This is a genomic window from Arsenophonus endosymbiont of Crataerina pallida, assembly GCF_964020125.1.
In the GTDB taxonomy this organism is placed as follows: domain Bacteria; phylum Pseudomonadota; class Gammaproteobacteria; order Enterobacterales; family Enterobacteriaceae; genus Arsenophonus; species Arsenophonus nilaparvatae.
This window is the reverse complement of sequence record NZ_OZ026540.1, coordinates 1,645,572-1,669,952: the sequence shown is the minus strand read 5'-3', so window position 1 is coordinate 1,669,952 and position 24,381 is coordinate 1,645,572. Positions and strand designations below refer to the sequence as shown.

The 24,381-nt window shown below is 40.5% G+C and carries 28 protein-coding genes, 1 tRNA gene and 2 pseudogenes; 12 read left to right on the top strand and 19 right to left on the bottom strand.

What is annotated here, in order from left to right:
- The 3 genes from AACL31_RS21015 (at window position 1) to AACL31_RS09035 (ending at window position 2,423) form a co-directional block, all read left to right on the top strand.
- Window positions 1–147, top strand: a complete 147-nt coding sequence (locus AACL31_RS21015) for a CesT family type III secretion system chaperone (protein WP_409013948.1) — start codon at window positions 1–3, stop codon at window positions 145–147.
- A 117-nt stretch (window positions 148–264) separates the two neighbouring features.
- Complete coding sequence (locus tag AACL31_RS09040) at window positions 265–1,218, top strand: protein-tyrosine phosphatase family protein (RefSeq protein WP_310512702.1); 954 nt, start codon at window positions 265–267, stop codon at window positions 1,216–1,218.
- A gap of 74 nt (window positions 1,219–1,292) precedes the next feature.
- Entirely contained in the window at window positions 1,293–2,423 is a 1,131-nt protein-coding gene (locus tag AACL31_RS09035) for a protein-tyrosine phosphatase family protein (protein WP_310512701.1), read from the top strand.
- A 770-nt stretch (window positions 2,424–3,193) separates the two neighbouring features.
- Here the strand turns inward: AACL31_RS09035 and AACL31_RS09030 are convergent.
- Complete coding sequence (locus AACL31_RS09030) at window positions 3,194–4,156, bottom strand: IS110 family transposase (RefSeq protein ID WP_339053949.1); 963 nt, start codon at window positions 4,154–4,156, stop codon at window positions 3,194–3,196.
- Between the two features lie 123 nt (window positions 4,157–4,279).
- Between AACL31_RS09030 and AACL31_RS09025 the strand changes: the two genes are divergently transcribed.
- From AACL31_RS09025 to AACL31_RS09005, 5 genes are all read left to right on the top strand, one after another.
- Window positions 4,280–4,411: a hypothetical protein gene (locus tag AACL31_RS09025; RefSeq protein ID WP_339053948.1), complete on the top strand. Its 132-nt coding sequence runs from the start codon at window positions 4,280–4,282 to the stop codon at window positions 4,409–4,411.
- Window positions 4,411–4,725, top strand: coding sequence for a quaternary ammonium compound efflux SMR transporter SugE (sugE, locus tag AACL31_RS09020; RefSeq protein WP_032116143.1), 315 nt, complete (start codon window positions 4,411–4,413; stop codon window positions 4,723–4,725). The genes AACL31_RS09025 and sugE overlap by 1 nt, the downstream gene beginning before the upstream one ends.
- A 619-nt stretch (window positions 4,726–5,344) precedes the next feature.
- Window positions 5,345–6,478 (top strand): hypothetical protein, encoded by a 1,134-nt coding sequence (locus AACL31_RS09015; protein ID WP_310513033.1) that lies wholly within the window; start codon window positions 5,345–5,347, stop codon window positions 6,476–6,478.
- Window positions 6,479–6,649: 171 nt separating this feature from the next.
- Complete coding sequence (locus AACL31_RS09010) at window positions 6,650–7,162, top strand: Hsp20 family protein (protein ID WP_310513032.1); 513 nt, start codon at window positions 6,650–6,652, stop codon at window positions 7,160–7,162.
- A 233-nt stretch (window positions 7,163–7,395) separates the two neighbouring features.
- Window positions 7,396–7,995 carry an FMN-dependent NADH-azoreductase gene (locus AACL31_RS09005; RefSeq protein ID WP_310513031.1) on the top strand — a complete coding sequence of 200 codons (600 nt, stop codon included), beginning with the start codon at window positions 7,396–7,398 and terminating at the stop codon, window positions 7,993–7,995.
- Window positions 7,996–8,046: 51 nt separating this feature from the next.
- On the opposite strand, the pseudogene AACL31_RS09000 reads toward AACL31_RS09005, so the two are convergent.
- Window positions 8,047–8,956 (bottom strand): annotated as a pseudogene (locus AACL31_RS09000) (LysR family transcriptional regulator).
- A gap of 338 nt (window positions 8,957–9,294) precedes the next feature.
- On the opposite strand from AACL31_RS09000, the gene AACL31_RS08995 reads away from it, so the two are divergent.
- On the top strand, window positions 9,295–10,515 hold the full coding sequence (locus AACL31_RS08995; protein ID WP_339053947.1) for a site-specific integrase: 1,221 nt from the start codon (window positions 9,295–9,297) through the stop codon (window positions 10,513–10,515).
- A 235-nt stretch (window positions 10,516–10,750) separates the two neighbouring features.
- Here the strand turns inward: AACL31_RS08995 and AACL31_RS08990 are convergent, their stop codons facing one another.
- The 12 genes from AACL31_RS08990 to AACL31_RS08935 form a co-directional block, all read right to left on the bottom strand.
- Window positions 10,751–10,996 (bottom strand): hypothetical protein, encoded by a 246-nt coding sequence (locus AACL31_RS08990; RefSeq protein ID WP_310513666.1) that lies wholly within the window; start codon window positions 10,994–10,996, stop codon window positions 10,751–10,753.
- 23 nt (window positions 10,997–11,019) lie between these two features.
- The gene (locus AACL31_RS08985) at window positions 11,020–11,196 is read right to left on the bottom strand and encodes a hypothetical protein (protein ID WP_310513667.1); all 177 of its coding nucleotides are present in this window, start codon (window positions 11,194–11,196) and stop codon (window positions 11,020–11,022) included.
- A gap of 195 nt (window positions 11,197–11,391) precedes the next feature.
- Window positions 11,392–12,816: an SNF2-related protein gene (locus AACL31_RS08980; protein WP_422389275.1), complete on the bottom strand. Its 1,425-nt coding sequence runs from the start codon at window positions 12,814–12,816 to the stop codon at window positions 11,392–11,394.
- On the bottom strand, window positions 12,788–13,576 hold the full coding sequence (locus AACL31_RS08975) for an antA/AntB antirepressor family protein (RefSeq protein WP_339053681.1): 789 nt from the start codon (window positions 13,574–13,576) through the stop codon (window positions 12,788–12,790). The genes AACL31_RS08980 and AACL31_RS08975 overlap by 29 nt, the downstream gene beginning before the upstream one ends.
- Before the next feature lie 64 nt (window positions 13,577–13,640).
- Window positions 13,641–13,775, bottom strand: a complete 135-nt coding sequence (locus AACL31_RS08970; RefSeq protein WP_310513633.1) for a hypothetical protein — start codon at window positions 13,773–13,775, stop codon at window positions 13,641–13,643.
- A 40-nt stretch (window positions 13,776–13,815) separates the two neighbouring features.
- Window positions 13,816–14,460, bottom strand: coding sequence for a hypothetical protein (locus AACL31_RS08965; protein ID WP_310513634.1), 645 nt, complete (start codon window positions 14,458–14,460; stop codon window positions 13,816–13,818).
- Window positions 14,457–15,341 carry a DNA-processing protein DprA gene (locus AACL31_RS08960; RefSeq protein WP_310513575.1) on the bottom strand — a complete coding sequence of 295 codons (885 nt, stop codon included), beginning with the start codon at window positions 15,339–15,341 and terminating at the stop codon, window positions 14,457–14,459. The genes AACL31_RS08965 and AACL31_RS08960 overlap by 4 nt, the downstream gene beginning before the upstream one ends.
- A gap of 89 nt (window positions 15,342–15,430) precedes the next feature.
- A complete protein-coding gene (locus tag AACL31_RS08955) occupies window positions 15,431–15,712 on the bottom strand; it encodes a VRR-NUC domain-containing protein (protein WP_310513574.1) in 282 nt (93 codons plus the stop codon).
- Window positions 15,703–15,924 carry an ANR family transcriptional regulator gene (locus AACL31_RS08950; RefSeq protein ID WP_310513200.1) on the bottom strand — a complete coding sequence of 74 codons (222 nt, stop codon included), beginning with the start codon at window positions 15,922–15,924 and terminating at the stop codon, window positions 15,703–15,705. The genes AACL31_RS08955 and AACL31_RS08950 overlap by 10 nt, the downstream gene beginning before the upstream one ends.
- A 28-nt stretch (window positions 15,925–15,952) precedes the next feature.
- Entirely contained in the window at window positions 15,953–18,016 is a 2,064-nt protein-coding gene (locus AACL31_RS08945) for a DNA polymerase (RefSeq protein ID WP_339053465.1), read from the bottom strand.
- Between the two features lie 12 nt (window positions 18,017–18,028).
- Window positions 18,029–18,727 carry a hypothetical protein gene (locus AACL31_RS08940; protein WP_339053946.1) on the bottom strand — a complete coding sequence of 233 codons (699 nt, stop codon included), beginning with the start codon at window positions 18,725–18,727 and terminating at the stop codon, window positions 18,029–18,031.
- 65 nt (window positions 18,728–18,792) lie between these two features.
- Window positions 18,793–19,569: a BRO-N domain-containing protein gene (locus AACL31_RS08935; protein ID WP_339053683.1), complete on the bottom strand. Its 777-nt coding sequence runs from the start codon at window positions 19,567–19,569 to the stop codon at window positions 18,793–18,795.
- A gap of 329 nt (window positions 19,570–19,898) precedes the next feature.
- On the opposite strand from AACL31_RS08935, the pseudogene AACL31_RS08930 reads away from it, so the two are divergent.
- Together AACL31_RS08930 and AACL31_RS08925 are read left to right on the top strand one after the other, a co-directional pair.
- Window positions 19,899–20,351: pseudogene (locus tag AACL31_RS08930) on the top strand (DUF1664 domain-containing protein).
- Window positions 20,352–20,361: 10 nt separating this feature from the next.
- Window positions 20,362–20,434, top strand: a tRNA-Lys gene (locus AACL31_RS08925).
- Between the two features lie 4 nt (window positions 20,435–20,438).
- Here AACL31_RS08925 and AACL31_RS08920 read toward each other — a convergent pair.
- The 5 genes from AACL31_RS08920 to AACL31_RS08900 form a co-directional block, all read right to left on the bottom strand.
- On the bottom strand, window positions 20,439–20,633 hold the full coding sequence (locus AACL31_RS08920) for a hypothetical protein (protein WP_310513699.1): 195 nt from the start codon (window positions 20,631–20,633) through the stop codon (window positions 20,439–20,441).
- Between the two features lie 134 nt (window positions 20,634–20,767).
- Window positions 20,768–21,322 carry a DUF2815 family protein gene (locus AACL31_RS08915; protein ID WP_310513679.1) on the bottom strand — a complete coding sequence of 185 codons (555 nt, stop codon included), beginning with the start codon at window positions 21,320–21,322 and terminating at the stop codon, window positions 20,768–20,770.
- A gap of 15 nt (window positions 21,323–21,337) precedes the next feature.
- Window positions 21,338–22,657: a DUF2800 domain-containing protein gene (locus AACL31_RS08910; protein ID WP_409013971.1), complete on the bottom strand. Its 1,320-nt coding sequence runs from the start codon at window positions 22,655–22,657 to the stop codon at window positions 21,338–21,340.
- Window positions 22,629–23,570, bottom strand: coding sequence for a hypothetical protein (locus tag AACL31_RS08905; protein WP_339053945.1), 942 nt, complete (start codon window positions 23,568–23,570; stop codon window positions 22,629–22,631). Before AACL31_RS08905 ends, AACL31_RS08910 begins: the two co-directional genes overlap by 29 nt.
- A 12-nt stretch (window positions 23,571–23,582) precedes the next feature.
- Window positions 23,583–23,717 (bottom strand): hypothetical protein, encoded by a 135-nt coding sequence (locus tag AACL31_RS08900; RefSeq protein WP_339053341.1) that lies wholly within the window; start codon window positions 23,715–23,717, stop codon window positions 23,583–23,585.
- Window positions 23,718–23,854: 137 nt separating this feature from the next.
- Here AACL31_RS08900 and AACL31_RS08895 point away from each other — a divergent pair, with 137 nt between their 5' ends.
- Window positions 23,855–24,367 (top strand): hypothetical protein, encoded by a 513-nt coding sequence (locus AACL31_RS08895; RefSeq protein ID WP_339053944.1) that lies wholly within the window; start codon window positions 23,855–23,857, stop codon window positions 24,365–24,367.
- Window positions 24,368–24,381: the final 14 nt, after the last annotated feature.

Here is a 24,381-nt window from a genome sequence, read left to right as displayed (position 1 = left end):
ATTTTTACTGATTTAGGTCATGTAAATGAGTTAACGCAAAAAAATATTACTTTCTTATCTTTATTGCATTTTAATAATTTGACCCAGCTACGTTGGCAACCAATTGCCGCACTTAATGAAGAACAACATCTTATATTATGGGTGTAATTGCCTTTATATGAGATCAACACATATGAAATTATTGATACTTTTGAATTATTGCTTGAAAAATCAGAACAATGTGTAGCTGAAAAGTAATAGATTAACTTAAAAATAAGGGGTTTTATGATGCCTAATATTTTACCGATTTATAATAATGTAATACCTAATACCAATTATGCCTCAGATGAGGCATCTGGCGGCCAAAATGGGACGCAAAAAACTGAGTATCAAGGGCGTAATATTATCAAGAATAGCGAATCGTCGTCCATTTTGTTACGGCACAAATCCCATTTTGATACTGAAACGGATCTAGACAGTAATCAAACGCGGCGTCATGCTGGTATGAATTTTGAGATTGATGTAACGCCACCGGAAATTCCAGCAAAACCTACTGTGGCGGAAAAAAAGTTAACCAACCCACCGCAGCTTCCTCCTAAGCCAAAGTTAGGTGCGACAGAAACCCTGAATATACCATCAGAAAAAGCGGTTGCTGGTGAAGTATCGAGTGCGGCAAGCATAATTGGCGATGATGGTATCCTTCTCAGTAACCAACGAAATAATAAGCTTTTGCTGGCTGAGGCAACTTTAGTTAAAGCGCCGGATGGTAAGTTATTACCCGCAAATCGCGTGCAAATTGCGGATCGGAATGTGGCAATGATCAGTGAGTATTCTAAAACAGAATATTTAGAAAGTTATTTTAAAATGCTATCTGATAATCAAACGCCACTTCTGGTTGTCTTGGCATCAAATAAGGACATTGAGACTGGAGGCTTACCTGAATATTTTAAGCAAAGTGGAAAGTATGGCAGTGTGTCAGTTAAGGTTGAAAAGGGTGTGGAAAATCGATCTGCTGGCAAATTTAACTATGACGAGTATCAAATAGAAATTAAGGAAGGTAAGCATTCATATCAAGTGCCTGTTATTCATATTAATAATTGGCTAGGAAAAAATAGCATCAATAATGAAGGGTTAAAGGCTATCGCTGATCGTATTAATCTGGCAAGCCATGATCATTCGACTGAGCTTTACCAAAAAATAGTAAAACAGTACATGATCTCAATAAAGTATTACCAGTAATACATGGTAGTAAAGGATATGACCGCTCGGCTTTTCTGGTTGCCGCAACTCAAGTATCTAAACCTAGTAATAAATTGAGTGCTGAAAAAATTATTAACGAAATAAAAAATTCCACTAGCGCAAAAATATTAGATAAAGCATCACCGCTGGAGTTACTTAAGCAATTTGAAGAAACGAAGGGCAATTACATTCGTGATAAAAGATCATCCGCTAAGATGGATGAAGGTACGACTAAATTAGAAAATGCTACTGATACAGATATACTACCAACAAAATTAAAGAGAATGTTAAGTGATCCAGAGGTACCCGCACCGCCATTACCGCCACGTAGAATGTCAGCAGAAGACCAACAGCAAACCGCTAAGTTAGCTGAAAATTTATTTAAAAAATTAACAGACGAATTTAGCAATACCAACATAGACAAATCACAATATATTGAGAAAGTTGAGAATCAACGATTTGGCAATATCTGGACCGCAAAAGCAACGGCTGTGACAGCCCCGAATGGTCAGCCTCTATCCGCCAATCGGGTACAAATTGCTGGTCAGAATGTGGCTATTGCTTGCCAATATCCAAAACCAAAATCAATGGAAGATTATTTTAAGATGTTGGTGGCTAATCGGACACCTGCGCTGGTTGTATTGGCATCAGAAAAAGATATTAATCCAGAATTTGGCGAGAAATTGCCCGAATATTTTAGAAAAAGCAATCAATATGGTGATGTTTTAGTCACTGCAAAAGGTAACGGTGAGGGCAAATTAGCTGACGGATTAGATTATCATCAATATTTATTACAAGTCATTGATAAAGGTCAAGATGCTAAAGTTACCATACCTGTTATTCATGTTCCTAATTGGCCGGATCGAACTGCCTCTGGTAATGAAGGATTAAAAGAATTAGCTGAGCATGTTAATGCCGTTGTTAATAAAAAAAATGATATGTATGAGAAAAAGGGAAGCAGAGCGATAGGGGATAAAAATAAATTATTACCAGTAATACATTGTCGAGCTGGCGTTGGGCGTACTGGTCAACTACTTGCCACAAGGGAATTAATAAACCCAGAAAGTAATCTAAGTTTAGAAAGTATTGTTAGAGAGATGCGTTCCACACGTGATCGACAAATGGTTCAAACACCAGCACAAATGCAAGCGTTGGCTATGTTAGCTGCTGAACAAGGTAAACCAATTTCCGATAAAAAAGCATGAGCTATATTTTAAGTCACTAATCTATATAGTATAAATTGGTTTTTCTTTTCCTGATAATTGCCTGTACATATGCTGCTGCTGGTTTGTCTTTAGAGCCCTTCAGTAGCGTTTAGTACAGGCCTATTTTTTGCTGTCAATCGCATATTCGGTATAAATTCAATGTGGTTACTTGTTAATAACGTTATGGTAAATATGCTGGATAAAGCCAGGCGGCTCGTGGTATTAAAATATACAACTATCCTCAGTAACGCTTGTTAGCTTTATTAGTCTAACATTCATTTGTCTCCACCATTCTCAATGTGACAGGCTCATTTTAACCTGCTTTAAGCCATCACGTTAGATTATGATCATTAACTCGCTATGAAAAAATATATACTATTCAATCAGTATCAACGGCTAGTCAGACCGATTATTATTCCTGACTAAAATAGATATCTACAGAATGTAGCAACAGTAACAAACTGCCAAAAGTACCGTTGCCATTACCCTGTTAGGTAAGTATGAATAATTTATTATCCTGAATGCGATAGAACTCAGCAAGTTAGCTAATATTTATGACATTATCAGGGAGTGCAGTAACAGAAATGGAACGTCTAATTTTTTTAACTAAACTAATCTTCAATGGTAATTAAGTAAATATACATAGTGTTGCAGTTATTATATTGCCTAGTTATAATTTTTTCAGTTTGATCTGTTGCTCAGGACGACCTGAGAAATATCATTTTGTTGGGGACGACCCTAGTTGTTAGCAACTGTCTTGAACGTTAAAATTATGGAGAAACGTGATGGTACGACTCATTCCATTCTTCGTTCTTTCTGAGCATCGCGTTCAGGATAGTCAGCAGCTTGCGCATACAGGCGACCAGCGCCACTTTTTTGGCTTTTCCCGCTGCAAGCAGACGCATGTAAAAGGCTTTTATCACCGGATTAAAGCGAGTTGCTCCAAGCGCGGCCATATAAAGTGCTGTTCGGACTCCGTCCCTTCCGCCAAATATGGTTCGCCGACCACGCATGGTACCCGAGTCCCGGTTTATGGGGGCAACGCCTACAAGCGCGCTAATAGCTCGCCTCGAGAGGCTGCCCAGTTCGGGAAGCTCCGCCAACAACGCAGCAACTGTCATGGTACCAACCCCTTTAATGCTGCTCAGCCTAGCGGCCAGATCCTTAAAGTGGTTCCTTATGTGGTTGTTCATATCCTCATCGATTCTGGCAAGTTCATCTTCCAGCGCCTTGATGATGATGCTTTTTCTATTCTGTGGATGTGCGGTATACAGCCTATTACGTTCTGCCACCAACATTGTAATCAACTGGCGTCTGCGTACGACCATCGCAGCAAGAACCTGACGTTCTGCATTTGGCAGAGTCCGGATAAAGCGCTCTCGCTCCGGATGTCGATTAATAACCTCTGCCATTTGTGCAAGCACTTTGGCATCAATACGGTCAGTTTTTGCCAGATAGCCCATAGCGCGGGCAAAGTCTCGGGATTGTCTGGGATTGATCACAGTGACGTCAAAGCCTTCAGCCTGGAGCGAGCAGGCCACAGTAGCTTCAAGCCCGCCAGTTGCCTCCATCAGAACCAACACCACCGAATGCTTTCTCAATTCGGCGATAATGGCATCAAAACCGTCAGAGTCATTACTGACCGTAAACTGTGCAATATCACAGCTGGCTGCTATGTCCAGCGTTGCTTTAGAAACATCAATACCCACACAAAGTGGATTTGGCTGACTCATGATTACCCATCCTTGCAAATGCGTTATGGAGTACGGACAACTGTTCGGGTTTCAGATGAGTGGCTCAGTGTATGCGCCGGTCGCTAATTAACGGGCTTAAAACCCTAGGAGGAATCGGGCTGCATGCACCTTGCCAAATCTAATCGTAACTATTTTAAACCGTTTTCAAGATACAAGGAGGAATCGGGCTGCATGCACCTTGCCAAATCTAATCGTAACTATTTTAAACCGTTTTCAAGATACAAGGAGGAATGATGGCCTGGTTAATTTTATTAATAGCCGGTTTACTTGAAATCGTTTGGGCAATAGGATTGAAATATACCCAAGGATTTACCAGATTAACCCCCAGTATTATTACTTTAGTTGCCATGTTGTTTAGTGTAGTGTTATTAGCTTATGCAATGAAAACATTGCCGACGGGCACTGCATATGCGGTTTGGACAGGTATTGGTGCAGTTGGTACGGCGATAATTGGGATTATTTTTCTTGGTGAATCAGCCAGTTTATTCCGCTTATTAAGCCTGGGGCTAATTTTTGCTGGGATTATTGGGCTAAAACTGGCACATTAATTTTAAAGTTATTTATTATAGCCAAATATTTATTTTGTCATGGCATATTTAATACGGGGTATGGATATTTATTCATGCCCTGATTAATTTAGTACTGAATTCCGCTAATCATAAGTAAAATTTGTATGGATAATAAGTGAGTTTAGTTTATTTATATATTGTTGCTAGTGGTGTTTTATGCAAAAAATCGGCATGGCAAATTGGAAATATAAGCAGAATAAAATAAATTAATAAACTATTTAGAAAATATTATTTATTTTATTACTAAATTTGGTAAATGTCATTTTCACATCATAAAAAAGATAATATTAATTAATAATAAAAATCTTATTATAATTTTTTTACTACTAGTTAAATTTGGCTATATTTGAAAAATAATTTCCTCGATTAAGTGATTAAATTAGTGCCTATCTGCTGATAAATTATTATATCAATATAGTGAACGGTTAAGAAAAAGTTCTCTTTTCGGTTTTTCTTGATAATTATCTCATCATTGGTATGACAAAAATAACCGGTTCGGTTAAACCCGTTGTTTATCCATTTTTGGGATAGCAAAGCATGATCAAATAATTATTGAGATTAAAAATAAAACTTATTAATTAATTTTATCGAGGTTTTTATGACAATATTAACGGTCTATTTTTGTGGTACAGGAGTTACTAAATTTGAGGATTCAAATAAGCAGTATTGGCAAGGTGAATTAGTCTCGATGTTGGCATCAAATAATTTAGGTCGTGAATTTGCAGAATGGATTATTATTGATGGTCCTGGAAGTGGAAATCTTCAGCAAGATGAACTCTGGGTAAAAGATGGGGGTTATTATAATTGGACTGGAGTAGGTTTTGGTAAGGGCTGGAAAGAAAATGTGCAGCATGCAATCCATATTATTAAAGGTAATTTTGATTGGCAGCGAGAGAAACTGACTGAAAAACAGTATAACCTGCTCAAAAAAGCCAATATAGCCATTGATGACGTAGAAGTATCAGGTTCTTATTTCTGGCGGCATTATGATTATGGCAATCGAAAAGTTTCTCAGCAGCAATTGCAACAACAAATTATTAAAATGTATCGCAAAGGCGGGGTTATACCCAGTCAGGTTAATATAGTAGGTTGGAGCCGAGGAGGAATTAGTTGTCATATGCTCGCCAATGCAATGTTAGAAGATGAGCTTTTAAAAGAAATTCCAGTAAATATTTTTGCTATTGATCCTGTGCCTGGCCCATTAAATTTCCAAAATGAAAAGGTTTCGTTAGGTAAGAATGTTAAAGAATATGTTGCTTTTTATGCTAAAGACGAACGTTCGAAGGGTTTTTGCTGTGTAATTCCGAAAACGGATAGTGCAACGATTGTTCGTATATTTCCGATGCGTGGTCGGCATGCAACTCTTGCCGGTAATGCATCTCTTGATAGTGTTAGCGAAGGCAAAGTTTTATATGAGCCAGGGTTAATTGTTCGTCACTTTGCCGAAGTCTGTTTAACTCGATGGGGTGTCAAGCTAGATAAAAAGTTGGAATTGAGCGATCGAGATTTATTAGAATTACATCAGTCGATAGCAAAAAATAGTGATCTCTATCAAGACATACAAAATTATTCCTATACGCAACTCACTGAAAAAAATGGCAATGAACGCAATGTTTCCTATGGTGATGAAGGTAGTCAATTTTCTTTAATTAGAGGTAATCAATTTTTGCCAGAGTCAGGGTTAATTTCTGATTTCTTGGTTGATCCTTTGATTTATGATGGTATTAAATAAAAAATCAGTGAATAAAGCTCAATTAAATAAATACTTGTTTATTAGATATTTTTATTTAGAAGTGTATTTACATTGTAATAAATAAGTGGAAAAATCTGCAGTAACTCCTATAAGAATAATAGAGAACAAAGTTCTCCATGCTTAATTAAGCTACATTAGGAGAGGTCTATTATGATTCGTCCATTAAGGTTATTTCCAACTTTAACAAATGATTTATATTCTGACAGATTTGATAAGATAGATAAGTTATTTAGTCACTTAACTGGTGTTAAGCCGCTATCATTACCAAGTGAGTCCTATAATTTAAAGAAAATTGATGATACCCATTATGAACTAATAATCAGTGTTCCAGGTTTTACTGAAAATGAATTAGATGTTTCGTTTTCTAATGGGCAATTGTTTGTTGTTGGTGATCATAAAGAAGAAACTCCAAAAAAAGGTGAATGGCTTCACCAAGGTATTTCTCATCGATCCTTCTCTGCCCAATATTCATTAGGTAAAAATGCCAAAATCCAAAATGCTGAATTATGTGATGGCTTACTTAAAATTCATCTTGAATATGAGATCCCTAAAGATGAAAAGGTAAAAAAAATTACAATCAAAAAAGGCAAAAAAAATGAGTCTAAAAAATTAAAAGCCACTAAAAAACCAGCAGTGGCCAAAAAAACAAAAAAAGCTAAATAATCTGCTGAAATTTAGGTATTACCTAATTAACTTGAATTGTAAAAAATAAAAGCCTCGCCAATATTATGCGAGGCTTTTTTTTAATTGTTGCATTATTGGAATCAATATAAATTCTTTCTTTCAACACTAATAATTTTTTTTAGTAGTAAAATTTGATTTGTTCTTAATTTCAGGTTTGTAATAAAAATTATCGATCTGAAATATTAAAATAATAGTGTAGTAGGAATTATATTATGAATAAAATTCTTGTTTTAAAATCCAGCATCATGGGAAATAATTCTCAAACAAATACTTTGATAGATACTTATCTGACGGAAAGACAATTAAAAGGATTAAACGATGAAGTCGAGATACGTGATTTAGCTAAGCTTAATCTTCCTGTATTGAATAATGAACTATTTAATTCGATGCGAGGAGCGAGTGATTTCAGTGAAAAAGCCTTTAACGCGGTCGCCCTATCAGATAAATTGATAGCCGAACTGAAAGGGAGTGATATCGTTGTTATCGGTGCACCCATGTATAATTTGAATGTGCCAACTCAGTTGAAAAATTGGTTTGATCTTGTTACCCGTGCAGGCGTTACGTTTAAATATACGGAAACTTATCCGATGGGATTAGTTGAAGGGGTACGTGCGGTTGTTGTCAGTTCTCGTGGTGGTATCCACTTGGGACAAGAGACGGATGCAGTGACTCCTTATCTGAAATCGGTTTTAGGATTGATTGGTATCACTGATGTGGAATTCATTTATGCCGAAGGGATGGATATAAAACCTGATGGGCAAAAACAAGGGATTGCTAATGCTAATGCTAAAATTGCGAGTCTTATAGCGTAAGCATGATGATTTGCTTACTGGCATGTAAAATGCCAGTAAACGCAAATCTGCTCAGTTTGGCGCTGCTATTTTTTCCATATAAGCGGGTAAATCGTTAACTAAAGTATCAACAATGAGTCGGACTTTTCGCGAAAGGTAAGGGGTTTTTGGCCATACCGCATAAATAGAGAAGGTTATTTCAACCGCATGAGGCATAATTTCTTTCAGGCTCCCGTTGATCAGTTCTTCTCTGACTAACCAGTCAGGAAGCCAGGCAACACCTGCATCTGAAATAATCGCATCTTTTATTGCTTGCATGTCATCCATTATTAATCTTGTTTTTGGTCTGAATTCGTATATACCACCGTTATCGCCTTTGAGGCGCCATTTTTGTATTTGATTTGAACGGCTATAAGCGACAGCAAAATGTTGAGCCAACTCTTTAATTGTGCTTGGTTCACCCATTTGAGTAAGATAAGAGGGGGAAGCGCAAATCGTCATACGATGTTGGCCGATTTTTCTCGCGACTAGATTACTGCTATCAGGTAGTGTGCCAATATAGATTGATAAATCAATTCCTTCTTCGATACGATCGTTGAATGACATTTCTAGCTCTAGCTTGGGGTACTGTTTTATTAAAGCAATGAGTAGGGGGGCTATACATAAATGGCCAAATAATACCGGCATCGAAAAGCCTAAATTTTCCACAAGCTTCATGCTTACCGCTGTCAAGAATGTCTTCTATCTTTTCTATCTCATCGAGTGCACGTCGGCAATATTCATAATACAGCATTCCTTCCTCTGTTAAACTTTGCGTGCGGGTTGTTCTATGAAACAGGGTTACACCCAGTCTTGCTTCTAATTGCGCAATTTTTTTTGCTACCGATGAGCGCGTTAGATGTAATTTTTCCGCTGTTTAAGAGAAGCTGTTAGCTTCAGCAGCAGCAACAAATACCGGAAGGCTATTTAGTATACTTTTCATTCGATTATTGCCATTCAGACATAAAATTATCTTTATAAATAATAGACAGAAACATTAAATGTTAGAAATAATAAAAAATTTAGTAAATTTAATGATGCTTAAGCAGGATAGGATTTTTATTATCAATATAAATAAAATGGAAGCTTCAATAACAGTCGTCAACAGCCACTGACAGTCGATAAATTAAAATTAATACTTTGTTTTATAATGATTTTATTTTTTATCTCAGTATAGAATGACTGTTTTCAGTCACCTATTATATTCCTTGTGTCATCAAATTTATGTACATATTGGTGTACATGAAATATTATATAAAAAAGACGTAAGGAGAAAAAAATATGGCGGTAAGTGATTCTTGGTTAAGAGCGGTAAATGGTAAGCCACAAGCTAAAATGGTGACTAAATCCGACAGAGAGGGTTTATCGGTTCGCGTGACACCAAAAGGTAAAGTCATTTTTCAATATCGCTATCGTTGGCAGGGGAAAGGTGATCGGATAGACATTGGAACCTATCCGGCAATTAGTTTAAAAGATGCGCGTGATAGTGCGCTTTTTTACCGTGGTGAACTAGAGCAGCACAGAAACCCGAAAGTGGTCAAACGCACTCGTAAACAAAAATCAGTTGAAGCGCGAACGGTTGAATCCGTTATTCGTGACTGGTGGGAGAAATCGCTTAAAAATTCACAGGTTAAAGCCGGTGAGATATTACGGTCATTTGAAATTTATGTTTTCCCCAAGATCGGCAATTTACCCCACAACGAAACGCACTTGCATGTCTGGCTATCGCTAATTGAAGAGGTGGTGAAAGCGAAACCGGCGATAGGAGCACGGATTTTACGTTATACCAAAACTGCCCATCGGTGGGGAATTCGCAGGGGGATTATTTCTTTAAATCCACTTATCGATGTTACCTCACAGGATTTAGGGGTAAAAACGCAACAAGGCGAGAGAGTGTTGAGTAGCAACGAGCTCAGGGTATTATTTGCGTTAATTGATGCGCCAGACTATAACCCTAGAAATGCCCTGATAATCAACCTAGCGTTATTGTTTGGTTGCCGGATAGGTGAATTGCTAAAAGCAAAAATGGCTGATTTCGATTTTACTAAAGGAATATGGACAGTGCCACCAGAGAATCATAAAACAGGGTGTAAAAGCAAAAAGCCCATTATCCCCGAGGCAGAGGAATTGATCAGAACTGCTAAAAAATTGAATTATGGCAGTGATTATTTATTTACCGTCTCAGAAGGGAAACCTTTGTGTGTCAGTGGGCATATTAGTTTTATTAGCAATCTCAACAAAAAAATGGCTCGCAGATTTGAGAACTATACTCACTGGTCAATTCACGATTTGCGTAAAACCATGCGTACGGGGGTTGCGGAATTAACCCAGCCCCATGTTGCTGAGATCATGTTAGGGCATAAACTACCGGGGATTTGGCAGGTATACGACAAGCATACCTACCTAGAGGAACAGCGAGAGGCTTATGATCGCTGGTGGAATAAAGTTAATCAAATCGTTTACCCATCTCCCAATCCAGAATATCCTGCCGGGCAAAATTAAGCTCATCAGATCTAAACCGAGGGCGTGGAAAACCTTCCCGCCGTTGGTATCCGTTACCCGCCCATAGTCTGATAGTGTGAGTTGACACTTTGTACCTTTTTGCCAGTTCACTGGTTTTGACAAAAGGGGATTCATTCATAGGATATTCTCCTTTATTACTGTTAAACGCTTACCTTTCGGTATGGGTAATTTGAGTGGGGTAAATTCAGGTGGGATAATGCTTATTCGCTCTATGCTATTTCTTCAATGTGTCGAGGAATACCCCTAAATAGACAAAGAGTGCTGGCACTATCATAATGCCGATAACCAGTAGCTCTTGCCCGCCTAAATGGATATTGCCTAATTCGCCACGTTTAAACCTGATTTGTGGGTCAATGACGGTATCGGCGTGCGCAAGATGTCCAACTATCAGTTCGAAGGAGAACGCTGCACTGATAAACAATAATGTCGTGATTAATAATTTGATGATGTTAAGTTTCATGGTTTGGCCTTTGTAAAATTAGCTTATTTCTTAACGCAAATCGCTTTGGCGTTGATATCCTTGAAAGTTTCAAACTCACGCTCAAACTGTTTAGCGGCGAATTGGCACATGTTCTCAGTGTCAAATTCCTGAGTATGAACACTTGCAAAGTTACTCGATGCATAAGGGCTGGCATACATGCCTAGGATTAAAATCCACATGGTGGGCTCTCCGTTGTTAATGAGAATGGTAATGTTAATGATAACTATTTGATATTAAAGTATAAATTTTTGTAAATTTAAGGTTAAGTCTGTTTATATATACAGTTTTGATATACTTTGGTATAGTTATTTGGTTGTGTGTTTGCTATTCACAATTTTTTTACCTGGTGTTGGCCAGCCTTGCGCTGGTCTTTTTTACTTTCTCTTCATCGCTTCCAGTAATAAATCCTGTATTGCCCGTTTTGAATTACGGCGCGCCATCACCACTTCATCGAGTGTATCTTTAGCGACGATATGATGAATAAAGACAGGGCGATTATGTCCGGCTTGCGCTTGACGCGTGGGGCCGATACGCTCGATAATTTGCTGGTACTGCTCCAAGTCCCACCAATGGGAGAAAAAGACCAGAATGTTACCGCCGTCCTGTAAATTTAAGCCGTGTCCACAGCTTGCGGGGTGGGCAAAAAGCAACGGGATTTTGTCACTATTCCAGTTGGTAAGGGTTTGTGGGTTAGCGTCTAACATTTTGCCTTTTGGAAACGCTTTTACTAATCTTTCAAGGTCATGTTTCCAATGGTAAGCGACCAGTACTGGCGTCCCTCCTGATTCATTAACAATACTCTCCAGTGCCTGGATTTTGACATCGTGTATCGCTGTCCAGTTGCGATTGTCATCGCTATAAATAGCACCACTGGCAATTTGCAAACATTTTATTGTTTTGGCCGCGGCATTTAACGCTTCAATCGCACTCTCGCCCAATTCAAGAAACAGTTCTTTTTCCATGGCCTGATAGTGTGCTCGCGCTTTCGCGGGTAGTTCAACGTTAATAACGTTGTGTACGGGTTCGTCGATATCAAACCAATCAGCGGCATTAAGGGATAGCGTGACATCGCTGAGTGCTAACTGAATTTGTAGATGCGCAAATCCTAAAGGCTCAAACCTGCTCCACTGTTGCCCGGGGAACTGGATACGGTTAAACCAGCGAGACGTAAACGCATTATGGGTTCTGCCTAGCCGTTCGCCCTGGTCAACAAACCAGGTTTGCCCCCATAAGTCCATCAGGCCATTCGGTGAAGGCGTACCGGTCAGATTTACCCATCGATGAACCGATTTATGGGCGATTTTGGCGAGTGCAGCGGTGCGTTTACCGCCTTTGCGTAGCCGGAATGATTTTAACCGGGTGCTCTCGTCAGCGATAATCGTGCCGAAAGGCCAGCTGTCACCTAGTGTTTCAACCAGCCAGACGAGATTGTCATAATTGACCGTAAATACGCTGGCATGGGTATTTTTGAGAGCTGTCATCCGCGTTTTTGCAGTGCCAATAATGGGCTGCACTTCAATATTACGCAGGTGGCCCCATTTAAGCGCTTCGTCAGGCCAAGTGGATTGGGCTACCCGTAAAGGGGCTAATACCAGTGTGGGTTTGGTTTCACTGCCTGATAAATAGAGATTTTCTAATGCCGTCAGGGTTGCTGCTGTTTTACCCATTCCCATCCCCGCCCAGACATTTGAGCGTTTAATATCGAGCAGGTGATTGATAATGAGATTTTGGTAAGGGCGAGGGGTGAAGGTTTTTGCGATTGTCTTTTGTTCAGGCGACAATCTGGATAGTTTTGTCATGGGTATGTAATCCGTTCCAGTTCTTTTTCATGGGGAGTTTGTCAGCCAAATACTGGTCATAAAGTCGCTGTGCGCCTTTTCTGAGCAAAACAGGGCGATAGCTAATAAAGCTATTTGCACCATGGGGGCTTATTTCGTTTTGTTTTTCGGTTAAATATTTATCCCGAGCGGTAGCGGCAACACGCCAGCGTAAATTGTTGCCGGACTTACTGTCGTTATAGAGCCACTTAATCTCAGCAAGATAATGATTTATCTGTTGACTATTCACGCCGTTAAGCATTTTGCTAAATTGGGTAGGGGTCATGCCTTCTTTGAATAGATTTTTAAGACAATCGTTTTCGGTTGATAGGTTTTTATTTTCCAGTAATAACTTTTCTTTCTCTTCCTCGGCACGAACAACCATGAGCGCCAGTTCTTTTGCCGTTGGTAGTAATGTTTGAGGTTGTAAAATTCGTCTCTCACATTCAATAAAGTACTGTCTGGCCTGTTTCCCTTTTTCATTGCGCTCAACCATTGATAGCTCTTTCGCCATGTCGAGGGAAATATGATATTCCTTTGCTGGACGGCCTCCATTTGGGGTTTTTGATAAATTTATCAAAAAGTCCTGATGTTCAATAAAACCATATTGTTGAATGCGATCTTTTATCCAATTAGCAAACTCCTGCTTACTTTCCAAAAACGCATGTAAATCACGAGCATTAACCGTTTGGATTAATCCGCCATTGATGTTTTTTGTTTCGATGTTGATTAAATTTGACATAAAGGTATTCCTCAATAATGAAATTGATGAAAGATTGCCCCTTAGCAAGGGGCGTTAAGATTAATTAATGACGTTCTAGGAAGTGGGTGAGTTCACCTTCGTACCAATGGTCAGTGCGCGCGGTGATTATCCCGATTTGTTGATGGTGGAAGTGTTCAAAAAGCTGTTTTATTTCCGCTAACACGGTATCGATACACAAAAACTGCTGGGGGAAAATCGGCGTTGAATATAAAATTTGATTAAAAATCTATAACATCAAAATCATCAATAATATTTCTAACCGTTCTTGCGATAAAAAGCCCTATTATTTGAACATCTGGAATATGTTGCTTAATAACGGTTTTCATCGCCTTATAGTGACTACCAGCGGTTAAAACATCATCAAAAATAATTATAGTAGATCTAATATTATTGGCTAAAGAGCCATGGAATTCATAATTATTTGCTAATTCTTCACAAGATGGTCTATTTGAAGAATTATGTGATGCTATTAACGTTTCTCTTTGTGTTATTAGCTCTCTAAAGTCAACAGTGGAATTTATTTTTTTACATTCATCAAGGATGTTAATTAATCTATCATCATATTTGGGGTCTAATTTACATCTAGATGGTGGGACAGGTACAACTGTACATTTAAGTAAATAATCACGATATTCAGATAAAAAAGAAGCTATTTGTTTAATCGCTCTTTTCTTGTATTTATATTCAGGTTTATCTTTTTTTAAAACATCCTTTTTTAAATTAAGAATCAAATTGTTAGTATTACTGAAAGCAAATCCTTTTTCCGCTGTATACTCTCCAAAATAAAGACAGATATCATCTTCAGTTAAATGAAAATGATGACCAAGAGTAAGCTCATCTATCTTTTGTAATAGAAATGTCACAGATTATCCTTAATATCTTGGTAGTTCTTAACTCTAATTGCACCACGAGCTTCATATTTTGCAGGCCAAGATATTGTACTATTTTGGAAACAGCTATCCAGTATAAATAATTTTCTACCCTGATCCAAAGCTGCTCTGGCTTGAGTCAAAGTTCCTGACGTATCGGATGCTTCTACAATAATTGTCGCTTCCGATAAAGCAGACATAGTAGCATTGCGCTCAGGAAAAAATAATCTATTAGTACGATAATCTTGATCTAGATAACGTTTGAACGGTACCTGACTGATCAATAAATAATTTTCTCTAATCCGTTGTTGTAACTCAATATTCTGTTTTGGATAAAAATGTGATAACGGCGTGCCAATAACTGCTATAGTATTCCCTCCAGCATCCAATGCTGTTCTATGAGCCTCAGTATCAACACCTTCAGCAAGACCGGAAACTATGGTAAAATTATCTTCTATAAGGCATTTAACAAGCTTTCTTGTTCTTTTCTTACCTTCTTCAGATACCCTACGAGAGCCAACAACTGCAACGTTGCGAGTATTTATTAGATCCCACCATCCCTGATAATAAAAAACTTCTATCGGATGTTTAGCATCCCTTAATTTCTCGGGATATTCATTAGCTCCATGTATTCTAATTCCAAAATGCTTAACCTGAAATCGGTCAAAAATATCTTTTAAGATCTCCTTAAATTCTTTTCTTACATTCTCAGTAACCATTCTTGATGGAATGGTATCAGGATATTTTCTAAATCTGTCTGCAATAGACCTGAATGTAGCTCCATTTTCAGACCACAAAGCTTCATAAGCTGCCATTTCTTCAAAAGGAGATATGACATGATCAAAAGAATCTAACGAACTGAAATTAAGCTGCATGTGTAACTGCTCTCCTTATGCAAAAATAATTAACTAAAAAATAATAAAAATATGTGGATTCTACAAGAAATAAATTGTTTTTAAGGTTATCAACCAAAAGCAGGTAAAATGCTGCTTAAATCCTGACTGTCCAGTACGATGACCTGATGGCCTAAGGCAAAAAGCCGTGCGTGTTCGCGTAATTGGTAAGGGGTGGGTTTTTCGCCCGGTGCTTTACATTCCACAAAAATAATCTTGCCATTGGGGAGTGCAACTAATCGGTCAGGTACGCCTCGTCGCCCGGGTGAAACAAATTTATAGGCAATGCCGCCGATTTTTCGCACCTCACGCACCAAATGTTTTTCAATGCTCTCTTCCCTGATTAACCGCATGGATACATCCTTTTAATATGTTCCCGTTTGATTTGCATCAGGCAAAAATCGCCGCGGTGTTCACTCCAGATACGATTATTGCGATTGCGCGCCAGTCGGTTTGCCTGTGACCATGCGCGCGCCGCTTCATGGTATTGGCCTGACTGTTCAAGGTGTACCGCATCCTGTGCTGCCTTGAAATAAAGTGGGCTGTCGTTTTTCATAAAGGCCATGATGTTTATTTTATCCTGTGTGTGTTATTTATTCCTTGCGATAACGATAAGTCTCAAACCCCGCTGCACTAAGCGGTAAATTAAAAGCCCAATCCGGATTAAGACTTAACAGCTTACTTAACCCCTCGGCGGAAAATTGAGGAGTATCCGGCGCTTCGCTGATAATTTCATCATGGACGGTTAAGACAATCGCATAACCCGCCTTTTCAATGCGTGGCATGCTATAGGCCAAGACATCGCGTGCGGCGGCCTGACAGATATTTTCAGTAATTTTACCGCCGTAGGTTTTTAACCGTTCCCATTTTCGGCTGTAGGGATTGGTGCCCATATAGCTAATTTGTCCATTCTCTATTCGCGCAGAAGGGTAGCAAAGACTACGACCTGATGGTAGACAAATTCTGAGCCAGCCTTTATCGCGACGAAGGCTAAGTTTACGGCACTTAAACACTATCCCCGGTGACTGAATGGCTTGTTTTACAGTGTCTTCAATGTCGTACCAGAATGATACGGTTTGTGGATGGGCATTGCGCCACATGCGCTTAAGGGAATCGCAGGTAACAAAGACTTTTTCGCTGAGGCCATAAGTCTTCTCCGTTTCAACGGATTTTTGATACCAGCGCATCGCCTCTCGCTTAACGTTAGGCGGTATGTTAGGTAATGCGGCTTCCGCCAGTTCATCTAAATCCAGACCGTAGGCGAGGGCAAATGTCAAAAATGCCGCAACCCCACCGCCATAGCCTAAGCCGAGTTCCATCACCTTACCGATTTGTCGTTGAGCTTTAGTGACGTTCTCAGGTAAAAGATTAAATGCGCGCGCATAGGCGAGTTTATAGAGGTCATCGCCTTTGCCGTTATCAAACTCGCTAAAAGCATTGACTTTCCAGTTTTCCCCTGCCAGCCATGCCAGCATGCGGCCTTCGATATTCGACAAATCCGAGATAACCAGTTTTTTACCGGGTGGCGCGATAATACACCCTCTAAGCGCAGAACTGGTCAGTTGCATAATGTCATCACAAATCAGCTCGGCGCAACCGGCTTTTAATGCGTCAATGCCGTTATCAATCGTCTTTTGGTCAAGCGTGGGTCTGGGGAGATTATCCGGCTGAAAAATACGTCCCGCCCATCGTCCGGTGCGTGAGGCACCACAAAATTGCTTGGTTCCTCGAAGTCGTCCATCTGCGCTTACCGATTTTAACAGCGCCTTATATTTACTGGTGCTGGTTGTACACGATTGCAAACGGACTGACAGCAGTTCGCGTAAAGCCGGTGGAATATCAGGGTCATTAACGCGGCGCTGTAGCGTGCTGGCTTGCATATCCGGTAACGTGATGCCAAATGCCGAAACGATATGCTGTAACAGTGCATCGCGTTGTGTTGCGTTTTGCACGGCATTATCTGTTAATTGCTGGGTGACGGTTGATAACCGTTTTTGCTCGTTTTCAACGGCAGTCAAGGCGCTTTTCGCCAGTTCAACATCCATGCACATCCCACGGCGATTAATCTTTTGGTCTAACTGCCATAATTGGGTTTCGTCCACACTCATATTCCAACCCGGTAAATGTTGATAAATCTCGCGCATGGCTAAAATATCAGAACCTGCGTATTGCTTAAAACGTTGCCATTCCTCTGCGTGAGTTAACGCCGTGGCGCGTTGTATTTTGCTATTTTTAGGACGCGGTTTGCAAAATAGCTGTATGAGCGCTTTACCTTCTTTATCTTTGGCGTTATCGCTATTGACGTTGAAGATATCGCAAAGCGAACCGAGCGCACCGGGTAAGCCATGTGTCAGTGCTTGTACTAATGTGTCGTGAACGCGGGATAACGGTAAGTCAATATTTAACACCTGTTTTAAAATTACCGTATCAAACATGCCGCCGTTGTGCCAGACAGTTAAAATTTCTGTGTCATTAAGATACGCTTTCAAATCTGTCGGCATCGTTTTATCTTGCGTCACATCCCAGACCTTTACGGGGTGATGATTGTAAGCATAAGCAAAAAGTAAAATTTCTGCATTTTCAGCATAGCGATGCGTGCCACAATTAATCGGAATATCGCTATAGGTTTCTAAATCGCAAAATAGTAAATTTTGCATAATCCATCCTTATCAGGCGGTTACGGAAAAACGCCCCATTTTAGGGTGATACCACTGACTGCCGCGTTTCTCAGCCTCAAGCATCATGTTATCCAACGCGTTTTTAAATGCCGCTTCATCAACCACTGACATTTGGGTAATTTGGCCGCCAGGCGCAACATGGGGCACTTTTTTGCAAGGCACCTTCCACGCCATGACTAATTGCCGACATTTGGCATCGCTTAAGCCGTACTTTGTTTTAAGATAGCTATAGCCCTGGAAACCGGCTGGGATAGTGCCTTGTTTGATTTGTTCGATTTCTTCTGAGACTTGCTCTACCTGATGCTCGATACTCTTTAACCGACGCTCCTGTGCAACGTTAGCTAACGCCATTGCTGCGATAATTTCATTGGCGCTTTGTGGTTTGCTTTGCTGCTCCAGTTTATCAATCAGTGAACGGCGAACGGCTTTCGATTCACGGGCGGCAACACGAAGCGCTTGCTTAAGCATCATTTCGATAATTTCAATATCAGCGCCGTTTTTTTGACCTACACTTTTTGTGTAGGTCTCTCCTTCAAGTTCATCTTTAACCTTTTCAATAAATTTGTTGTTTCTAATTGGTGGTTCGCCATGTTCTTTTCGTGTTTCGTTGACCATTAGCAGCAATTGTTGTGAATCGATGGTCTCGCTGTTGGAAAATGTGATATTTTGTGCGTTCATTAGATTTTGCATATAAAAATTCCTCAATAGTTAAATTGATGAAAAATTGCCCCTATAAAAAGGGGCGTTAAGATTAATTAGTGGCGTTCTAAGAAATGGGTCAATTCACCTTCATACCACTGATCGGTGCGTGCGGTGATTATCCCGATTTGTTGATGGTGGAATTGCTCAAAAAGCTGTTTTATTTCCGCTAAAACGGTATCGATATTCTCACGCTTACGTAAAAGTCGTTTGATAACCTGTTTTTCAGCGTCATTGATAATCTGGCGTAGTGACTCGGTGATATAGTAAATCCGTCTGCATTCGTCAGCCATTAACGGTATATGCTCTACCTGAAAACGCTCCGGTGATGGTGTGCCAGTGACTTCACGTAAAGCCAGCCACACCGCATTAGTCCATGAACGCTCAAACCGGAAGCCATTTGTCATACACCAAACTAAATGCGTTAGGTTACGTGTATCCGAATGAGTAAAACGCTCTACGGCTTTTGGTTGATATTTTGGGGTAAAGTTACTGGTTTGATTAATTGTTTGCTTATCGAGAATATCCAGCACCCATTTTCTGAATTCTTTTGCTACTGGCGTATTCGCAAACATAGCGATCAGGTGTGCGCCACGTAAGGAGAATATACGGGTCTTTTTGTGCTGTAACCCATTGATTTTACCGCTGACGGTCAAATTGACCGTCTGTGTCATACATGATGTAAATTCGTCTTTATTACGGTTAAATATTTTGGTAACAGAGTCAATTTGTTGATACTGCAAAGCTCTAGCAAGTTCAGTAGAAGTAAACCAAATTTGGTTTTTATGAGAAATAGTTTCAAGAGCAGTACTGCGGAAAATTAAAGTAGTCATAGTAATGATTTCCTTCTTAAATTAGGATAATCACCACCAAAGAGTTTGCAGGCTCTTAATATGGCGGTGAACTGAACAGGGCTGCAAAAACCGGCTAAGAAGGATCCCGGCGAGCCTTTCGGCTCCCCCATCCAGTCCACCATTGATTCTTGATATGGCAGACTGACGCATAAAAAAACACGCTGTTGGCGTGCTATGCGCCTTCTTAGTTACGGCAGGTTTGCAGACCTGGCACCTGATTTATCAGATGCAAATAAACTATAGCGCATGATTTCTTCTTTCGTCAATGGTTATTGTTAGGTTATACTTACCCAAAAGGAGGATTCCCTATGGGTCAAGTTGCATTTGATACATTACAAGCATCAGAAGAACTTCAAACCGCTGGACTTACTAGTCAGCAAGCTAAGGCTATTTCGCTTGTTGTACGCAAATCACATGAGGTTGCTGATGTAGCGACAAAGCGCGATTTAGAAGACGTACGTAAAGATTTAACTACTCAAATCTCTGATGTCAGAAAAGAAATCGCTGATGTACGTAAAGATTTATCTGCTGAAATCGCTGATGTACGTAAAGATTTATCTGCTGAAATCGCTGATGTTCGTAAAGACTTATCGGCTGAAATAACTAATGTCCGCAAAGATATGTAAATCACCCGTAAAGACTTACAACTTGAGATGTCAGGTATTCGTGCTGAACAAAAGTTAATGCGCTGGATGTTAGGCGCGGGTATTTTAGGTATCCTCTCTCTGGTGGTAAAAGCCTTTTTGATGCCTGCACTATAATTACTATCATGAGTTATTAGCTCAGTGGGTAGAGCAGTGGACTCTTAATCCATCGGTCGCAGGTTCGAACCCTGCATAGCCCCCAACTTACCGATGCATTTTTGCCAGTCGTTTATTCTCTTTTCTCAGGTATTGATTTTCTTCTGCCAGTAGTTGAATCATATTGATTAATGTCTTGGTTTCCTCATCGGCATAAACGGGTTGCGCTAAGTTAAGTAAATAACGGCCGTTGTTACTGGGGTTAGTGAGCGTAAGGACTTCAGTCATATTATCTAATTTCATTTTTAAGCCTCCTTGAGTTATTTACACTTTACATATCAAATTTCCCGTAAGCTAAATAGAGTAAAAACTACTCATATTTTTAATCGATGCCTGATTATTTAGCCACTTCAGGCCGCAGTGGTTTCTCTGGTGTTTTAAAAGGCGATATCGTCTTCTTCCTCAGCCATGCTCAGGTCGTCAAACTCGTCAACGGAGGCCACGCTTCCACCGCTAAAGGCATCGCCATCCCGGAAAAACTGAACCCCTCTTAAGGAGGCTGAAACCCCTTTACCATTATTGTCATAGGCATAAAATTCAATGGTGGCGTTAACGTAACAGCCAGAGTAGGGACGACCGTCCTGTGCGGTGAGTGGTGTACGATTTACGTCAATGACTAACGGACGATCTTTATTACTGGCGGTGATGTACATATTTCCGGCATAGCCATCGTATTCTTTATTGTCGCCATCGCGGAAGCAAAAACGGTTGTTGGAGTGGCAGATGCTGTTATAAATTTTTTCTACCTCTTTGGCTCCCCATTTTTCCTTAATGACCGCCTTAATCCCCGTTTTGATTTCTTCAATCAGGTCAGTACGGCTTTTGGCGATAAGGAAATTGGCACGGTATTTGAACGCTCCTTGACCACTGACTTGCGTAGGTTCAAATAATTCAGGAAAAGCCAGACGTACGTTGTTTAATTTAATTTTCATCACGTTACCTTTTAATTAGATGGATTTATCAGCGAGTGCCGCTTCGGTCACATCGTCAAAGTCGTTTAAGGGATTAATAACAAGGGCAGGGCGAGGGTCAGATTCCGGTGCGATAACGGGTTTCCCGTCTGCTCGCTCAATAAGTGCTTCCAGTTTTGCCCAGCGACTCGGTTTGTCTTTTTTAAGTAGTTTCTCAGCCTGTGGCGGACTAATAATTTTCTTGTGGTAGATTTGTTCCTGTTTAAGTTTGGCGGCTTTTAACAGCGTTTCGGCTTCACGTTCATCACACCAGGTGCGATTACCCTGTTTGCCGGTAACCAGTTTAAAGCCCGGTACCGATTGCCCCGTATGTAATGCCTCAGCGACCCGATTTCGCAGGGCTTTACAAAAACTCTCTATCAAATCGATATGCGGGTAGAGTGTTGCCATTTGCCCAGGGGTTAGTAACGTAATACGTTTCGGCGCATCGCTTAATTGTGGTGCGAGCGGTTGGGTCAAATCGACAAAATCGCCTTTGACTTCATTATGGACAAATTGCGCCTGGGCAAAACACAATCCGCCTTTTGCTTTGCAGAACTGGCATTGCCTGATGCCCGGTGAAAAGGCACTATCCGGTAGCGCATCAAGCCCGTTGCGCTCGGCAAGGGTTACCATCTCCATGGCTTTTTGCGCCCTCAATCTGGCTAAGTCCCCAAAGTCTTTTAAGTCCTCAACCGATAGCGCCCATTCGGACAGATGGTTAAGTCTGGGCTGATGAATAAAAAGACGAACCGTGTTAAAATCATAAATAAGGTCAAACTGATGTAACGCCCCTAGCGCATAGAGCATAAGTTGCGCATTTTGCCTGGCATCGACTTTAACGCCTTTACCGTATTTCAGGTCATGGATTTGTAACTCATCCTCGCTGACAATAATCGCATCGGCGGTACCAAACGAATTCTCTACGTCAATGACGGCTGAAAAGTCAACTCGCTCCTCAACCTGTAAGATTTTCCCGTCCGCAAGCCTCCAGACGGTATCGATATAGGTCTGGACGTGCTCAATCATCTCCTCATCCACTTGTGGCGAGTTGGCTTTTAACAATGGATACGTGCCGATATAGTCTTTCGCATCAAATCCAGATGTTCGTCTACGCCCGTCACTAAACGGGTTTTGGCGCATTGTTAAGATACTTTCCGCTAACGCATGCGCCGCGCTTCCTTCTTCCGCAAACGGCGATGTTTTATCGGGTAAGGTGGCCTCGACTGCGAGACTAGCTGCGCATCTCATCCACCTATGCGCTGAGGAGGGAGAAAGTTTTGCATGTTCAGCCATCGCTACCCTCGGCATTATCATCGGTTAAAACGCGTTGGGCTTTCTCGATAAACTGAACCAGATTGTCATCGGTAACGTCACCCGTTTTTTTAGCGTTGAATGAGGCGAGGATATCCACCGCTTCATTGCGATATCCGCCTTTGACCAGTTGAGTAATGCAGGCCGAAGCCTCACTGCGAAGTGCCTTAAAATCAATCGGTTTGACTTCTGCTGGGGTAGGCAATTCACGCAGTAATGACAAGGCAAATTCGCGACGATCGGTAATGCCAAAGAGATTATCCCAGTTAGCCAGTATTTTTAGGCATACGTCGAAGGTTTTGGCTTTAGGAAGAAATGTCACTTTAGGTAACCCGTTCAAGGCGCAATAAAGTGCATCAATTTGCCCGGTAACGCTATCTGCTTTTTCGGACGCAAAAGTCGCTTTGGCTTTAGCAACTTGCGTATTGTCAGGTTTAAGCGCTTTATCCCCAAACAAGACAGACAGGGCGACCACGTGACGCAAATCAAGTGATTCAATATCCACCGGTTCGGGCTTAGGCGCTACTTCAGGCGCTTCAATAATCGGCTCAATTGGTTTAACGGCTTTAGCAGGTTTCGTTTCGGTCTTTGGGGCTTGAACCTTTTTCTCGGCGACAACGGGGGCTGGTTTGTCTTCGGCTTTAGTGTGTGCTTTGACAACAGGCTCAGGTTCAATCGCTTCTTGAGGTTCAAAGGTAACCGATGGCGCAACAGGTTGTGGCTTAACATCCGGTGTGAAGGGTTTCGGCTTTTTCACCCCTGTCGGTTCATTTGGGTCACTGGGGTCATTTTCAGTATGTCCGACCAACTGACTGATTAACATTTTATGGGCTTCGGCCAGTTGATTGTGCGCCATGATCATTTGCGTGTGGTTTTCTGCCAGTCTTGCCAGCAGGGGGCTATTTGCGGTAAGCATTTTGCGTCGACCTCAACGATATACAGTGACAGGGAATTGGTGATTGCTATTACGTTTTAGCGCTTCTAATTTTTGTAAATAGCGTAAACGCCGGACGTTGTTGTTCATCGGAAATCGCTCCGATGACAGGATTTTTGCTTTTTGCATGGTGGTTTTTCCGATGGGATGGGTTAAATAGGGGATGCCTGATTATTTTGCCACTTCAGGCCGCAGTGGTTTCTCTTGTACCCCTACAGAGAGAAATTGGCTAAAATAATTTCACCCTTACAGAGTGAGATATTTTTATGTCAGAAGATAAAAACATTATTACTAAAATAACTGAGGTGTTAACAGACACGACTTCATCTGTTGGTCAGGCTTTTAGTGCTTGCCGGGCTATTCTCAGTATGAAAATCGATTATGAAGTCAAATCAAAAACGATAGATTTATTAAATAAATTAGGTGCGGTATCCCAACAACAAATACTACTTCAAGAACTTTTGATGATGGCAAAGAATCGCATCATTGAGCTTGAAAAAGAGGTTAATAACAAAGAGCAATGGTTGGTTGAAAAATCTAATTATGAACTTTATAACCCTAAACCGGGTACGGTAGTCTACCGTAGCAAAATACCTGAAAGTGCTGAGCAAAAACCTCACTATCTTTGTATTCATTGCTATGAGTCTGGCGTGAAATCGATACTTCAATATGCTGTCATTAAACCAGGTGATACTTCTCTTCACGATGCGCTTTTCCATTGTCATAGATGCAATGCCTATTATGATTTCCCTTATGAGTATGTTAGGGATTACAAGTGATCAACTATTTTATT

Coding starts and splice junctions, on each gene's coding strand:
- AACL31_RS08950 (WP_310513200.1), bottom strand. CDS start 15,924: ATGGCCTTTATGAAAAACGACAGCCCACTTTATTTCAAGGCAGCACAG.
- AACL31_RS08895 (WP_339053944.1), top strand. CDS start 23,855: ATGTCAGAAGATAAAAACATTATTACTAAAATAACTGAGGTGTTAACA.
- AACL31_RS08900 (WP_339053341.1), bottom strand. CDS start 23,717: ATGCAAAAAGCAAAAATCCTGTCATCGGAGCGATTTCCGATGAACAAC.
- AACL31_RS08960 (WP_310513575.1), bottom strand. CDS start 15,341: ATGCAGCTTAATTTCAGTTCGTTAGATTCTTTTGATCATGTCATATCT.
- AACL31_RS08955 (WP_310513574.1), bottom strand. CDS start 15,712: ATGCGGTTAATCAGGGAAGAGAGCATTGAAAAACATTTGGTGCGTGAG.
- AACL31_RS09015 (WP_310513033.1), top strand. CDS start 5,345: ATGACAATATTAACGGTCTATTTTTGTGGTACAGGAGTTACTAAATTT.
- AACL31_RS09040 (WP_310512702.1), top strand. CDS start 265: ATGATGCCTAATATTTTACCGATTTATAATAATGTAATACCTAATACC.
- AACL31_RS08915 (WP_310513679.1), bottom strand. CDS start 21,322: ATGAAAATTAAATTAAACAACGTACGTCTGGCTTTTCCTGAATTATTT.
- AACL31_RS08905 (WP_339053945.1), bottom strand. CDS start 23,570: ATGCTTACCGCAAATAGCCCCCTGCTGGCAAGACTGGCAGAAAACCAC.
- AACL31_RS09010 (WP_310513032.1), top strand. CDS start 6,650: ATGATTCGTCCATTAAGGTTATTTCCAACTTTAACAAATGATTTATAT.
- AACL31_RS08940 (WP_339053946.1), bottom strand. CDS start 18,727: ATGCAAAATCTAATGAACGCACAAAATATCACATTTTCCAACAGCGAG.
- AACL31_RS08990 (WP_310513666.1), bottom strand. CDS start 10,996: ATGAAACTTAACATCATCAAATTATTAATCACGACATTATTGTTTATC.
- AACL31_RS08995 (WP_339053947.1), top strand. CDS start 9,295: ATGGCGGTAAGTGATTCTTGGTTAAGAGCGGTAAATGGTAAGCCACAA.
- AACL31_RS08975 (WP_339053681.1), bottom strand. CDS start 13,576: ATGTCAAATTTAATCAACATCGAAACAAAAAACATCAATGGCGGATTA.
- AACL31_RS08980 (WP_422389275.1), bottom strand. CDS start 12,816: ATGACAAAACTATCCAGATTGTCGCCTGAACAAAAGACAATCGCAAAA.
- AACL31_RS08945 (WP_339053465.1), bottom strand. CDS start 18,016: ATGCAAAATTTACTATTTTGCGATTTAGAAACCTATAGCGATATTCCG.
- AACL31_RS09030 (WP_339053949.1), bottom strand. CDS start 4,156: ATGAGTCAGCCAAATCCACTTTGTGTGGGTATTGATGTTTCTAAAGCA.
- AACL31_RS08935 (WP_339053683.1), bottom strand. CDS start 19,569: ATGACTACTTTAATTTTCCGCAGTACTGCTCTTGAAACTATTTCTCAT.
- AACL31_RS09005 (WP_310513031.1), top strand. CDS start 7,396: ATGAATAAAATTCTTGTTTTAAAATCCAGCATCATGGGAAATAATTCT.
- AACL31_RS08985 (WP_310513667.1), bottom strand. CDS start 11,196: ATGTGGATTTTAATCCTAGGCATGTATGCCAGCCCTTATGCATCGAGT.
- AACL31_RS08920 (WP_310513699.1), bottom strand. CDS start 20,633: ATGAAATTAGATAATATGACTGAAGTCCTTACGCTCACTAACCCCAGT.
- AACL31_RS09025 (WP_339053948.1), top strand. CDS start 4,280: ATGCACCTTGCCAAATCTAATCGTAACTATTTTAAACCGTTTTCAAGA.
- AACL31_RS08910 (WP_409013971.1), bottom strand. CDS start 22,657: ATGATAATGCCGAGGGTAGCGATGGCTGAACATGCAAAACTTTCTCCC.
- sugE (WP_032116143.1), top strand. CDS start 4,411: ATGGCCTGGTTAATTTTATTAATAGCCGGTTTACTTGAAATCGTTTGG.